This is a genomic window from uncultured Bifidobacterium sp. (assembly GCF_945269915.1).
GTDB lineage: Bacteria > Actinomycetota > Actinomycetes > Actinomycetales > Bifidobacteriaceae > Bombiscardovia > Bombiscardovia indica.
This window is the reverse complement of record NZ_CALYOY010000039.1, coordinates 1-14,200: the sequence shown is the minus strand read 5'-3', so window position 1 is coordinate 14,200 and position 14,200 is coordinate 1. Positions and strand designations below refer to the sequence as shown.

Annotated in this window: 11 protein-coding genes; 6 read left to right on the top strand and 5 right to left on the bottom strand. The window is 56.8% G+C overall.

Features of this window, described 5'->3' with window-relative positions:
* Positions 1–474: 474 nt before the first annotated feature.
* The 4 genes from Q0K62_RS07095 (at position 475) to Q0K62_RS07080 (ending at position 5,181) form a co-directional block, all read left to right on the top strand.
* Entirely contained in the window at positions 475–1,284 is an 810-nt protein-coding gene (locus Q0K62_RS07095) for a glycosyltransferase (protein ID WP_297317280.1), read from the top strand.
* The gene (locus Q0K62_RS07090) at positions 1,281–2,426 is read left to right on the top strand and encodes a glycosyltransferase (protein ID WP_297317279.1); all 1,146 of its coding nucleotides are present in this window, start codon (positions 1,281–1,283) and stop codon (positions 2,424–2,426) included. The genes Q0K62_RS07095 and Q0K62_RS07090 overlap by 4 nt, the downstream gene beginning before the upstream one ends.
* Positions 2,427–2,630: 204 nt before the next feature.
* Complete coding sequence (locus Q0K62_RS07085; protein ID WP_297317278.1) at positions 2,631–3,713, top strand: polysaccharide pyruvyl transferase family protein; 1,083 nt, start codon at positions 2,631–2,633, stop codon at positions 3,711–3,713.
* Between the two features lie 61 nt (positions 3,714–3,774).
* Positions 3,775–5,181: an oligosaccharide flippase family protein gene (locus tag Q0K62_RS07080; protein WP_297317277.1), complete on the top strand. Its 1,407-nt coding sequence runs from the start codon at positions 3,775–3,777 to the stop codon at positions 5,179–5,181.
* On the opposite strand, the gene Q0K62_RS07075 is transcribed toward Q0K62_RS07080, so the two are convergent.
* The 5 genes from Q0K62_RS07075 to Q0K62_RS07055 form a co-directional block, all read right to left on the bottom strand.
* On the bottom strand, positions 5,182–6,390 hold the full coding sequence (locus Q0K62_RS07075; RefSeq protein WP_297317276.1) for an EpsG family protein: 1,209 nt from the start codon (positions 6,388–6,390) through the stop codon (positions 5,182–5,184).
* Positions 6,391–6,532: 142 nt separating this feature from the next.
* Positions 6,533–8,392 (bottom strand): DUF4012 domain-containing protein, encoded by a 1,860-nt coding sequence (locus Q0K62_RS07070; protein ID WP_297317275.1) that lies wholly within the window; start codon positions 8,390–8,392, stop codon positions 6,533–6,535.
* A gap of 127 nt (positions 8,393–8,519) precedes the next feature.
* The gene (gene dcd / locus Q0K62_RS07065; protein ID WP_297317274.1) at positions 8,520–9,101 is read right to left on the bottom strand and encodes a dCTP deaminase; all 582 of its coding nucleotides are present in this window, start codon (positions 9,099–9,101) and stop codon (positions 8,520–8,522) included.
* A gap of 636 nt (positions 9,102–9,737) precedes the next feature.
* Positions 9,738–11,156: an MFS transporter gene (locus tag Q0K62_RS07060; protein WP_297317273.1), complete on the bottom strand. Its 1,419-nt coding sequence runs from the start codon at positions 11,154–11,156 to the stop codon at positions 9,738–9,740.
* A gap of 12 nt (positions 11,157–11,168) precedes the next feature.
* Entirely contained in the window at positions 11,169–12,161 is a 993-nt protein-coding gene (locus tag Q0K62_RS07055; RefSeq protein WP_297317272.1) for a nucleoside hydrolase, read from the bottom strand.
* 311 nt (positions 12,162–12,472) lie between these two features.
* On the opposite strand from Q0K62_RS07055, the gene fbaA reads away from it, so the two are divergent.
* Together fbaA and Q0K62_RS07045 are read left to right on the top strand one after the other, a co-directional pair.
* Positions 12,473–13,534 (top strand): class II fructose-bisphosphate aldolase, encoded by a 1,062-nt coding sequence (gene fbaA, locus Q0K62_RS07050; protein WP_297317271.1) that lies wholly within the window; start codon positions 12,473–12,475, stop codon positions 13,532–13,534.
* 254 nt (positions 13,535–13,788) lie between these two features.
* Positions 13,789–14,200: adenylosuccinate synthetase (locus Q0K62_RS07045; protein ID WP_297317270.1), on the top strand; the 412-nt coding region annotated here is incomplete at its 3' end.

The window sequence follows — 14,200 nt, the reverse complement described above, 5'->3', positions numbered from 1 at the left end:
GTTGCAGTGTCTTGAAATTCGCGAACTTAATGCCATCCGGGAGCGGTGTGGCCATCAAATAATCATTGAAAACACACTATTTCTGACTGTGGTTGCGGGACCAATGCGACCACCGTCCGCGGGGATTTGTGAACCGTTCGGACACCACATGACGGTGGCAGGTCCCGCAGATGAGCAGACCGGGAATCCATAAGCAGCGTGGAATCAGGCCGAAGACGGCTCCGCTATTTTCCGGCGGCGATGGAAGAACCCTGGATAGGTCGGTTCGGATCAAGCACGAAGAGGAGCCATGGCTGTTGATACCAGGTGCCCATGCCATTGACCAAGTGCAAGTTTTGAATTGGAAGTGGGAACGACCTGAAAGAATATATTAGTTGCGTTAAATTGACCATGTAATTTTCGTTTATCGCGTAAGCCGGAACCTAAGGAAGGAGCGAAGACTCAATGCTGCGGAGGCCTCGATACAGCGTTCTCATGAGCGTCTATGCGAAGGAGGAGTCGGATAACCTTCGGCTTGCGCTTGCCAGCATTATCGACCAGACCCGGCCGCCTGAAGAAATCCTGCTGGTTGAAGATGGTCCTCTTCCCGATGCCCTCCATGGTCTTATATCGGAGTACGCGGAGGCGCACCCAGGGATGTTCACCATAGTGCCGTTGAAAGACAATTGCGGGCTTGGTAAGGCCTTGTCACAAGGGGTCCTTCGATGCCGGAATGAGATTATTGCACGGATGGACTCCGATGATTACTCATCACCCGAGCGTATGGAGGTTGAACTGCGAAAGATGGACTCGGAGCATTTGGACCTGGTAGGTTCCCAGGTCACGGAGTTCATCGGCGATATGCATCATCCCATTGCCCGTACGGATCTGCCCGTGACACAGACAGGAATCAGGGCGTACTCGAAACGTCGGAATCCCTTCAGGCACCCTTCTGTCGTATTCAGGAAGAGCATTGTTGAAAAGGCGGGAAACTACAACGGTGATTACCCGTATTTCGAGGATTGGGATCTCTTCAATAGGATCATCGGGATTGGTGGCAGGGTCGGGAACATCGACAAACCGTTGGTGGCTATGCGGGTGAGCGAGGATTTCTATGTGAGGCGCGGGGGGTTCAGGTACCTGTCGGATATGTGGAGGTTCAAATATGGCCTTTGGAGACGTGGCTATTCGAGCTTTGCAGACTTCTGCATCTCCACTTTTCCCCACATGATTATCTGCCTGCTGCCGAATCGTATACGGCGAATCATCTATACGCAGGTTCTGCGTAAGGAGGTCGAGGCATGAGCGGAGCAAGGGTTCGAGTTCTGCAGGTCGTGCCGAAGATGCAGCAGGGGGGCCTGGAGAACTTCATCATGAGCCTGTATCGCAATGTCGATAGGGATCAGGTGCAGTTCGATTTCCTGGAGCATTACTCGGATGATCAGTTCTTTGATGATGAGATTCGTTCCTTGGGGGGACTGATTTACCGCATTCCTTACATGGAACGCAAGGACAGGTTCTTCGATTACCGCAACGACTTGGATCGGTTCTTTAACGAGCATCGAGAGTTCTCTCTGGTGCATGGACACATGGGCACCACAGCTCTCTTCTACTTACAGGCTGCGCAGAAGTGGGGTGTCGCCAATAGGATTATCCATGCTCACGAGAGTTCATATATCAGAAGTGTGAGAGGATATGTAAGGAAAGCCCTGATCCAGCAGTCCTGGCGGCATGCGACTCAGTTGCTGGCCTGCTCCGGCAGCGCGGGAGAGTACTACTTCGGTAATAGGCCCTTCCATATTGTTCGTAACGCGATTGATGTGCAGCGGTTCCGATTCGACATGGATACTCGAATCCGAATCCGCCAGAACCTGCATATTGATGAACAAGCCTTGGTTCTGTGCCATGTCGGGCGGTTTGCGGCCGAGAAGAACCATGCATACTTGATTGACGTGCTCGAAGCGGTAAAGAAGCTGGTCCCCTCGGTCGTGCTGGTTATGATCGGCGAGGGTGAAACCAAGGCCGATATCCAAGCCCGTGTGGCTCAGTCCCATCTGGAGGAGAACGTACGTTTCGTCGGCGTATCGGCGGATCCTGAATGGTACTACTCCGCCTCTGACGTTTTCCTGCTTCCCTCCCTCTACGAGGGGCTTCCTCTAACGGGAGTGGAGGCTCAATGCAATGGTCTGCCAAGCATCTTTTCGGAGACGGTCCCCTCCGATGTCTTCATCTCTCAAGCCGCGCATTATTGTTCGATTACCGGTCCCGCAAGTGGATGGGCGGAAGAGATCGTCAAGGACTGGGACAGGGACCTGTCGAACCGCGCCTCAGGTCTGAAAGCGGTACAAGCTGCAGGGTTTGACATCCGGGAGACAGCGAAACACATGCAGGATTACTACCTGCGTCTTGCCAGTGGAGACAAGGCGACCAAGGCGGGAGGGCAATGATGCTGCTGGTGTGCCACAACCTGTTACTTCCGATACGAGGCCGTTGTACTGCGAGGTCGTTTTGTTTCCGGGCGCCTTCCACTGCCTGGGGTTAGCCGCATCTTGCTGTCTTTCCGGTATGCCAAGCGCCCCGGTGCGAATCAGGTGTTGTTGCGGTAATGAATGGACGAGAAGAGTTTACGGTATTTGCGAGAGGGTAGGACAATGAGTCGAGACGGTACTAGTACATATGCTTCCACCGTGCAGAAAGGGCTGAAGTACCTGCGCCAATCCGCCGTGTATCTGAAGTACGAGTGCAGCACCCCACGCGATACGGGTAGCGGGCATGGGGGAGACCCGATTCTTCTGGATACCGGAATGCTGAGCTGGAACGCCGGCGACGATATCATCATGCACTATGCCAACAAACAGCTTTCGCGGTTGTTCAACCTGGAGCATATCCGCCGAATTCCAGTGCATGGGGGACGGGTTGATGTCGGTCCTGATGTGCAGGGCAGGCTCAAGATACTCTGCGGCACCAATGCCTTGAACACGCACATGAACAGGCATCATTCGATAGCCCTGCCCGGGCATGTGAACTACTACCGGAACTCTGTGTTGCTGCTGGCTGTAGGACTGGCCGATGCCGCTGAGGGAACGGGATTCAATGCGCCGACCCGAAGAATACTCAGGAATCTGCTGGCTGGCGACCATATCCATTCCGTGCGAGATGGCCATACGGAGAAGGCGCTGAAGGACATCGGAATCACCAATGTCCTGAATACCTCCTGTGTGACGATGTGGGATCTGACCGAGCAGTTCTGCGCATCCATCCCACGTAAGAAGCATACTGATGTATTGACATCCATAACGGATTACAATTTCGACCCGACAATGGACGGCTATATGCTCAGGAATCTGCAGAAGCACTATCGTACCGTGTATCTGTGGGTCCAAGGAACGCAGGATGAAGACAGGTTGAGGCTCCTGCCCCATATCGGAGGGATAGAGCTCATCCGTACCGGACTGCCGGGGCTGAGGGAATTTGTCGCCACCCATAAGGACATCGATTATTTCGGCACCCGCCTGCACTGTGGTATATACTGCCTCAATCACCGCATACGTTCCAGGATTGTGTCCATCGATAACCGTGCGGCCGACATAGCAAAGGACACGGGTCTTCCCATCGCCATGCGTGCTGATTTGAAGGATTCCATGGACGATTTCATCGAGCAGGAAACGACCTTCGGCATTCACATTCCCGACCAGGCAATACATGATTGGAAGATGCAGTTCGCTGCTGAGTAAGGGCATGGATGCATGCCGGTGCTGACGAACAGCCGTAGGCGGATGGAGTGGCTTGGAAGCTATGTCTAAGTATGGCAGACTGATTAAGAACGTTGGCGCGTTCACCGTAAGCAATGTGGCGATAAAACTCATAACATTCCTGCTGGTACCGTTCTATACGTATTACTTGACAGCCGCCGAATTCGGCATAACCGATATGCTGAACACGGTTACCGCGCTTGTTCTTCCCATAGTGACCGGTTCCGTTGCCGACGCTGTTCTGAGGTATGCCATTGACGACCGGAGCCGGGCGAATCAGTACATACGCTTTGGTTTTCTCGTCACAGGTGCCAGTTGTATCCTGGTGGCTCTTCTCCTGCCTCTTCTGGACCTGGGCTTCTTTGGCGGTCTGGGGGCCTACAAGGTCTGGTTCATCGCCGCTTATGCGACCATGGCCATCCACAACTACCTATCCGTCGTGGCCCGCGGTCTTGACAAGATGCGGACCATGATGGTCGCATCGATCCTGTCGTCTTTGGTGAATATAGGGACGGCCGTGGTTACCATAGCCGTTCTTCATCTGGGGGTTGTCGGGTTCTTCCTCTCCTGGGTCCTGGGTAATACGGCCGGATGCCTGTGGTATCTTCTGGTGGGCGGATTGCGTCATCAGTGCTTTGGGACATTTAATCTGTCCAGGAGCCTCCTCTCCCTCTTCGCCTATTCCCTGCCCCTTGTGCCCAATGCCCTCTTCTGGTGGGTCAGTCAGAGCATCAACAGGTTCTTCATCACCGGTTTCATCGGTATCGGCGCTTCAGGGCTATTCGCAGCCGCCAGCAGGATTCCGGGAATTTTGAATATGGTCGCTTCCATTTTCCAGCAGGCATGGAATCTTTCCGCCTTCCAGGAGTACCGGGAGAAAGGACGTGACGCATTCTTCAGCACGGTCTTCAAGGTGTACCAGTGCGGCTTGGCCATAACCACGATCCTGCTGATTTGTTCCTCCAAGTGGATCGCAACCCTGCTCTTCCAGAAGGACTTCTTCCAGGCCTGGACCCTCGTGCCTATCCTTCTGGTGGCCTTCTACTTCAGTGCCCTGAACACTTTCTACGGGTCGGTCTACACGGCCAGTATGAAGACCCAGTACCTGTTCGTCACCACGGTGGTTGGTGCGTTGGTTTGCGTAGCGGGGACCTGGATCCTCCTGAAATTGATTGGCTTGCCTGGGGCCGGAATCGCCACGGCGCTCGGTAATGCCCTGGTCTGGCTGATGCGGCTGTTGGACTCTCGGCGTTTTGTCACTATCGATGCATCACGTACCGTAACCGTCATGACCATCGTACTGTTGCTGGTATCGTCATTCTCGATCTGCATGGACCAAACGCCATACAAACTGGTTGCCTATGGCTGCCTCCTGGCTGTCGTTGCTGTACAGATCTGGCAGGTAAAGGATATCTTGGTACATCTGTTGCGGCGAGGCCGACGGCGGTAGTTAGATCCGTGGAGCTCCCGAGTACAGCGCGTATGGGTTGATTCCGAACCAGCGTTGCGGTACGAGCAGGAAAGCCACGAAAAAGAGCACCAGGGCCAGGGCGCACAAGGCGTGCATGATCTTTTGCGGTGTCGTCTTCGGTTTGGTCATGAACAGCGTGGGGATGACCAAGGTCAGGAAGGGCAAAAGCTCATACATCAGGCGGTACAGGACATTGGTGAACAGAACGCTGGTGCCTACCAGTATGCCGCATGCACAACTGTATGTCGCCAGGTTCCAGAGCAGGCCGGTCTGCCGCCTCCCCTCCACATCGTAATAGGACGGCTTGGCATGCCGGCTGATGATGCTTCTGGGGCCCTTAGGGATTATCCGGGGCCTGGCGGCTTCTGCATGTGGATCTTCCCGCGTATTGCCGACGATGAGAAGGTCGGCCAGGAATATGCCGAAGAAGAGTATCTGAATGGCCGGCATCAGTCTGCCGGGCTGCAGGAAGTGAAGACCGTGGGTGGCGTACCCCCGGTACTTCGGTATCATGCCGATGATTGTCGGAAGCATCGAACCTACTATCGCAATCAGAGCTGCGAATATCAGCATGACCACGACTGTGGTTCTTGTCTTTGGTCTGATCCTGGCCACCATGAACAGAGGGATCACGATGATGGCCGTCAAATGGAACATGGCTGCCACGACCACCAGAAGCATGGTGACCCATATGTTCTGTGTACGGGTGAATACGAGTATGGCTATGAAAATGATCGCAATGGCGATGCATTGCCGCATCGCCGTCAACGATGTGAAGTACTGCGTGGTCATGAAGTAGGCGCAGTACACCAGGGCCGGCCGGTCTGTCAGAGCGTAGATGGCAAAGAACGGTAAGACGCAGATGATGATGGATGAGACGATGATGAGGATACGAGCCGGGTTGGCGAACCGAGAGCATAGGCGCAGGAGTATGACGAACCCGGGCTCATAGTTCGAGTACATACCCTTGCTGTGGTATTGCCCATAGCCCAGTTTCTTGATGAGGAGGACCGCATAGACGTACTGTTTGGTGTCTGTTCCTACTTCAACCGATCTCAGCGCAGCAATCATTGTCGCTGGAATGACCGAGCAAAGGAACTCTGCAAGTCTTCGTGCGTGTCCGGGGAGTTTCAGAAAGACGATTGAGCAAACTATTAACCAGATGAAAAGCAGAAAATAGATTGTCATAACGTTCTTTCCTATCAGGTTCTTGTTTTGTCAATTAGCGTCCACTTGATCACGAAGAAGTTTCAATAATCTTTCATATGACATACATTACCTTGTACCGCGCCGGCGGGCGATCTCATCAATGGGCGGGGGGGTGATGAAGTCAGCCCTTCTGCACCGGACAAGGGCCGGCACTGTTGGTGATTCCCGGATCCGTCCTTCCCATGGGGGTCTGGTCGAGCATGAGATCGCTGGTGGCCTTATCCGATGTCGTAACATCGAATTCGAGCGTGACGGTACCGTTCGGCGGAATCGATGAGACTCCGGTCATAAGGGGCTTGCCATTCAACGTGGCCTGCTGGAATTCACCTCCCTTGATATTCGAAATGCTCCCACCGGCAGGGGCATAAATCAGGATTCGTTCAAGAGCTGTACCGGACTGGGTGAAGGGTAGTGTGCCGCCGAGGATGTACCAACCTGCTTCGTTCAGATCCTTTTGGGAGATCTCATTGGTCATGGAGAAGCTGACATGATAAGTCTGAGCACCTCTGGATGAGCATGAGGTACGGGTGATGGTGGTCTTGCGATGTATGTACCAATCCATTTTCGATGGATTGTTTTCGTTCAGATAGATGCCGACCTCAGGCCGTTCCTCGCTCTCGGGTGCATTCTTGGCCAATCCTGCGCCTTGGAAATGTGCCGCCTCGTCCTCATGGAAGGTATACAGGTAAAGATGTCTATCCTTGGCGAGGGGAGCGATGAGATTCGCCAGTTTCATAAGCTTGTCCATGTCCAGATTCGTAAGGACATTGTTCAGCGCATCTCGCGAGGCACTGGCGAAGACGGCATCCTGTTGGAGGATAGGGATTTCCTTATATATCGTGTTGGAGAAGTACTCGGCTGCGTTGTCTCCGTTGAGCAGCGTTCCGGAGGAGAGCCTGACCTGGCCGCCGATTTTCAGCATCTCCTGCACGAAGACAGGGTCAATCATGATGACACCATCCACGGGTCCGGCATAAGGAGACCGTTGCCATCGGGTGTTGACAGTCTGTGCGGTCTGCGAGAAATCCGGATATGCCGTCAGGTCGCGAATATCGAAGCTCATTTTCAGGGGACCGGAGAAGATGCTTTCGGCATCAGCTTCCGCGCCGCCTCCCAAGGGAATAAACTCGCTGTTGGGGTGAAAGTCGTTGACTGTTATCTCGCCGTTTACAGCAGTCATCGAGCCCATGGAGCCAATCAGACCTCCGCCGGAGCGCGACTCGGAGGTGGTCTGAGCCACGATGATATAGGTGCGTTCTCCTGATTCACCCATGAACTGGGGGAGAACCTGAATGCCATTATTGAGCTCGTTGATCTTGTCGGAGACCTTGGTGAGCTTTTCTATGCTTTCTTGGTAGGTGGCGTTTACGAATCCGATCTTTGGTTGCGGAAGGGACTTCAGCGTCTGTAACCGATTTTGCACGCCGGTGTTGGTTTTGTTGAACTGTGCACTTGCCTGGCTGATGGGTTTAAGATTTATCTGACCGTCTTGGGTGTTGAGGGAGGCCGTCGACAGTTGCCGAGTGATGCTGCTCAATTGTGGCAGTGTCTCCTGGGTGATTCCATCGGCCGCATCGACCATCCCCTGGACCGCTTTGACATCATTGCCATAGACCGGCAAATGTGCAATCATGCTTATCAGGGGTCCATGTACTATTTTCTCGGCTTGCGAGGATTCGCTTTGAGCCTCGGCTATGGTCTGATCCATGGTGTCCGCCTTCTTAAGGACACCATCGTCCCGGAAGGAGTTTATCAGGGACAGTGTGTGTTCTTCGTGGTCCTTGATTTGTTTAATGTCGCGGAAGAGCTGGAAGGCGGCAATGCCGGCAAGCACGCTAAGAAGGAGCAGTACCATCAGGATCGTGACCAGTGTCCTGTGTGTGCGCGTTCTTCTCAATTCCTGTTTCCTGATGAACGCGGTGCTGGAGTCGGCCTGACCGTGACGGGTACTATGGTTGAAGTGCTTAGCGGCTCTCGACATGGTCTGCTTCCCGTAAAATTGGCATTTTCAAGCGCTCTTATTCTGTCAAGTCAAGTACTCAAACGCACGGATAAAAAGATATCTCTACAATTTCCTGCTATGCGGAAAAGTGGATGCAAGGTGGAGCTCAGTCGGAGACGTCGGCCTTGTAGAAGTTGACGAACGAACGGGATGGGGTCGGACCGCGCTGCCCTTGATAATGGGATCCGTTGTGCTTGGACCCGTAGGGGTACTCCGCCGGCGAGGAGAGCCTGAAGAAGCACATCTGGCCGATTTTCATGCCGGGCCAGAGCTTGACCGGCAGGTTACTGACGTTGGAGAGTTCCAGGGTGATGTGGCCCTCGAAACCGGGGTCCACGAAACCGGCCGTTGAGTGGGTCAGAATACCCAGTCTGCCCAAGGAGCTCTTTCCTTCCAGTCGTGCGGCCAGGGTGGAATCGAGCTTGACGTACTCCCAGGTGGATCCCAGCACGAACTCGCCAGGGTGGAGAATCCAAGGTTCCCCCTTGGCCACCTCGAACTGCTCGGTCAGGGCACCCTGATCCTCGGCCGGGTCGACATAGGTGTACTGGTGGTTGTTGAAGATGCGGAAGTACCTGTCCAGTCGCACGTCAATACTGGAAGGCTGAACCATTTCAGTGGTCCAAGGGTCGAGATCCAGGTGTCCGCTTTCGTGGGAATCCAGAATGTCATGGTCGCTGAGCAACATGCCTATTTGATCTCCTTATGGTGATGGGGAGAAGCACCCCAACTACGAGGGCGATTCATCTGTTTTCAGTCTACAACCTGGTATGGCGGGATTCCTTGCCGGGATGCCCCCCCCCCCACGTCTGTTCTCAGCGAATTTTCAGGTAACCCCATCATCCTCTTAAGGTGCACGTTGTTTACTGTGATTGTCGGCAATTGACAAGGTCGACCTGGCGTTGTCAAGACGGCAGTATAACTGATTTCCCTTTCTTCTCTCTCGCCCGGCGGATTCGATTCCGCCGGGTTCTCTTTTATATCAGGATTGCATGGCCCGTCGATTCTGCGACCATGAGATGATTCCTGCCTGCTGTCGGCTTGTGCCTCTGTGCGTACGGCGCCGGACCGGAGTAAGGCACCGGAGCCGGAGATCGGTTCGGCGGGCATAGAGAAAGGCCCCGTCGTTATGGCTTGACGGGGCCTTCCTTACTTCTGGGGAGGGGTGGACGTTGTCTCGTCACATCCGGCGGCTGAGGGAAGAGGGGGATATCACAAGCCGGATGTGAATCGACTTCCACTTCCTCCCCGGTCTAGGCGGTCGGATTCCGGCATGATGCGCGGTACCCGGCCAAGTCTTCTATGTTGATTCCCTTGAAGGGGCTCACTGGTCCTCCCTGGGGGCCTGCGCCGACATGTTCCCGTGAAAGACCAGGACGATGACCAGGGCAAGGACGGCGGTCAGTCCCATGACCCAGAACATGTTGGACGCCTGGGCGTGGGTACCGGGCTGGACGCCCAGGAACCCGCGGGAACCGAAGCTCTCGTCGGCCATGAGACCGCTGTAGACGGCCATGCCGATCGAGGCCGAGGTGTTCATCATCAGGTCGCCGATGCCGATGCCGCGTCCGTTCTGATCCGTCGGCAGGGTGGCCGAGAAGGAATCGTACAGGGGCGTGTATGACATGGTGATACCTGCGATGAAGACGCATGCCAGGACGGTCAGGGTCCAGAAGCCCGAGGAGATGAAGATGGCCGATCCGAAGCTGCCTGCGATCATCAGGACCGCGGAGAGGACCAACATGGGGAGCCTGCCGATGGTCGAGAGGATTGTTCCGGACAGGCATCCCACCAAGGTGGCCACCAGGTAGACGATGGTCAGGCAGATGGAGACCTGGCTCAGGGAGATCCGGTAGATCTGGTCGCCGATTACGTTGTAGATCGGCACGCAGGCGAAGTTGAAGAAGTAGAAGATGAAGAGGGCCAGAAGAACAGACATGTAGGCCCCGTTGGTCACGAACTTCCTGCTCAGGAAGGGGTTGCTGCCCTTCCAGACGTAGACGGCGAAGACGGCGATCAGTACGGCCAGGACGCCAAGCATCCAGGTGGCGGGGAAGGAGAAGTACACGGCCACGAATCCGGCGATCAGGGCAAAGATGGCGATGCCGAAGGCATCGATCCGTTCGCCCTTGACGCCGGTGTCCGGAGTGTTCTTCAGGACCTGGGGAATCAGCAGGACGGCGATCAGGGGGACCAGGAAGAGGTACTTCCAGTCGATGGAGGTGATCAGTCCGCCGGCGAAGATGCCCACGGCCGAGGAGGCGTAGTAGACCGCGTTGAAGACGCCCAGGTAGAAGGCTCGCTCCTTGTCGTTCAGGTACTTCATGGCCATGACCAGGAAGACTGATCCTGCCACCTGGCCACCCGCGGTCTGGATCATCCTGGCCAGGACCACGGCCCAGAAGTTCGAGGCGCCCAGGAAGCCCAGAAGGCTGCCGATGATCAGGGCGCCCACTCCGAAGAGGGTCATCTTGCGCGGGGAGATGTAGTCGCAGAGCGTCCCGTAGAGCATGCAGACCACACCGAGGACGATGCCGGGCAGGGTACTGATCAGGGAGGCGTTTGCGGACATTCCCAGGGAGTCGCCCACGTTCTGGAAGACCAGGTTGAAGGCCTGGATCATCAGGGTTCCCAGGAGGAAGATGGCCAGGAGGGCGGGCAGGGCGCGCTTGGTCCTTGCCCTGTTGTCATCGGCCTCGGTGGCTGGGATTCCGGTGGTTCCGGTCGTAACGGTTTCGGTCATCGTATGCCCCTCCTATTGTTCGTTCCGCTGTGTGGTGACCAGGGTCCTCAGCCTGTCCACGAACTGTTTGGTGAAGCGCTCGGCATCCACCGAGAGGGCCACCTTGGTGTTCTTGGTCTCGTCCAGGAGCCTCTTGGGGTCTCCGATTGTGCGGCCGCGCTGAGGGCCCTCGGTCTCCACCATCAGATTGGTGGCGAAGGTGGTGACCAGGGTGGGGTCGATGGCCACGGCGGCGGCCAGGGGGTCGTGCAGGTTGCATCCGCCCAGGAAGACCCCTTCCTCCTGCTCGCTGATTCGGATGTAGTAATCCGTCATGTCGGCCAGGAACCTGCCTGCCTCTGTGCCGGTGCGGCGCAGGGAGTCGGTGTCCTCCTGGCTCATCAGGACCTGGGTGGTCACGTCCAGGCCGATCATGGTGATGTCCGCCTTGGTGGCGAAGATCTTGTTCGCCGCCTCAGGATCCTGGTTGATGTTGGCCTCGGCAAAGGGGCCCACGTTGCCGGGCTGGGTGAGGCTGCCGCCCATCATGACAATGGTGATCTTGTCGATGATGTCGGGGGCCTGCTCCAGGGCGGCGGCGATGGTGGTCAGGGCGCCCGTGGGTACCACAACCAGCTCACCCTTGGGGTAGCGGCGGACCGAGTCGATGATGAAGTCCACGGACCCCTGATCCCGGGGCTTCGCGTCCGAGTGGGCGGGTATTTCGACGTTGCCGGTTCCGTTGGCACCGTGGAAGATCGCCGAGTCGGGCGGCACCGAGAACGAGTCCGCGGTGCTGGGATGGTCGATGCCCTTGAAGACGGGGATGTCCTCACGACCGTACATGGCCAGCAGGTTCAGGTCGTTGGTCACCCCCTGCTCCACCACCACGTTGCCGTAGGTTCCGGTGATGCCAATCAGTTCGGCATCGGGCGAGGCCAGCACGTAGGACAGTGCCAGGGTGTCGTCAATGCCCGTGTCGAGGTCCAGAATGATTTTCCTGTGGGTTTCGCTGCTTGCTGACACGGTTGCTTCCTTCCCGGGAGGGGCGGGTGCGGGCCACCCTTGCTTCCCTTGCGGGGCCGTTTCCTTCATACGGCCGACCGACAGGGGAGGCTGTATCTTCACATTGATGTAACGTTTCATCAAGACTGCATCTTGACAAACTACTAGGGGTCGATATTCTTGTCAACCTTTGGGCATGTACGTTCGCCAAGAGAAATTAATCGTGAGACTTTTGGGCAAACCGGCTCGACTTGTCCGCATGGGAGGAATCGGGCGCGTCGACATGCGGGTCAGAGACCCCGAATTTCGCGGCATGCTGGGATAATGAAGGCATGACCCTTGCAACCCCTGAACGGTACGTGCAGATGCTCGATGCAGCCAGGCGCGGCTCCTATGCCTACCCTGCCATCAACGTGACCAGTACCCAGACCCTGAACGCCGCACTGGAGGGGTTCGCCGAAGCGGAATCCGACGGCATCATCCAGGTCTCGGTTGGTGGTGCATCCTACCTGTCGGGGCAGCGCCTGGCCGATCGGGTGACCGGCTCCATCGCCTTCGCCCGTTTCGCCCAGGAGGTGATCGACCATTATCCCGGGATCACCGTGGCTCTTCACACCGATCATTGCGCCCCCCAGTACCTGGACGAATGGGTCCGTCCCCTCCTGGCCTATGAGAAGGACCAGGTGAAACACGGCCAGGAGCCACTCTTCCAATCACATATGTGGGACGGTTCCTCCATACCCTTGGACCGCAACCTGGCCGTCGCCAAGGGACTGCTGGAGGATTCGCAGGCCGCCCACACGGTTCTGGAGATTGAGGTGGGCACGGTCGGTGGTGAGGAGGACGGCCACTCCGCGCAGATTGACGAACGGCTCTATTCCTCGCCTGATGACGGGCTGAAAGTGGTCGACGAGCTGGGCATGGGTGAGTCGGGTCGGTATATGGTGGCCTTCACCTTCGGCAACGTGCACGGGGCCTACAAGCCGGGGGTGGTCAAGCTTCGTCCCGACCTCCTGGGGGAGATTCAGGGCCGAACCGCCCGGGCCGTCAGTTCCGGTCAATTCCCTTCTCCGGGCCCCGAAGTTCCCGGCGACAAGCCCTTCCTCCTGGTCTTCCACGGTGGGTCCGGTTCCGAGCCGGCCGACATAGCCAAGGCGGTTTCCTGCGGCGTGGTCAAGATGAACGTCGATACCGACACCCAGTACGCCTTCACCAGGGCCATAGCCGGCCATATGTTCACCAACTACGATAAGGTCCTCAAGGTCGATGGCGAGGTCGGCGCCAAGAACGAGTATGACCCCCGGTCCTGGGGCCGGGAGGGCGAGGACGGCATGGCGGCCCGCGTGGTCGAGGCCTGCCGGGAGCTGGGGAGCGCCGGTCGGGCCTTGCGGTGATATGGATGGGTTGTGACCCAAGTATGTCGATGGGAATTGGCGGAAAAGCGCAGTGGACAGGCCGGTCTACGGCCTGCCGGGGAACACATCGGATCTGGGCCCGACATTCGCTGGTTTCGCTTTCCCCTGACCTGCTCTGAAATGGTCTCCTGTCCTCCGTGGAGGGGGTCGCCAGCTCCATACGTGGGGATAGGCTCATTGGTGGATGGTCCGCCCTCTCCAGAGGGGGATCGCTGGAGAAGGGAGTGTGTCCTATGCCCGGAATCGTGGTCGTCGGAGCCCAGTGGGGTGACGAGGGTAAAGGCAAGGCAACGGATCTTATCGGCGAGCGCATGGACTATGTCGCCCGGTTCAACGGCGGCAACAATGCCGGCCATACCGTGGTCGTGGGCGACCAGGAGTATGACCTCCACCTCCTGCCCTCCGGCATCATCCATCCATCCATCACGCCGGTCATCGGCAACGGGGTGGTGGTGGACCCCCAGGCCCTCTTCGAGGAGGTTGACGGGCTGGAGTCGCGAGGCGTGGATTGCAGCCGTCTGCGCGTCAGTGAGTCCGCCCATATCATCGCCCCCTACGACCGGACCCTGGATAAGGTGACCGAACGCTTCCTGGGCAAGCGCAAAATCGGTACCACCGGTCGTGGCATCGGCCCGGCTTACGCCG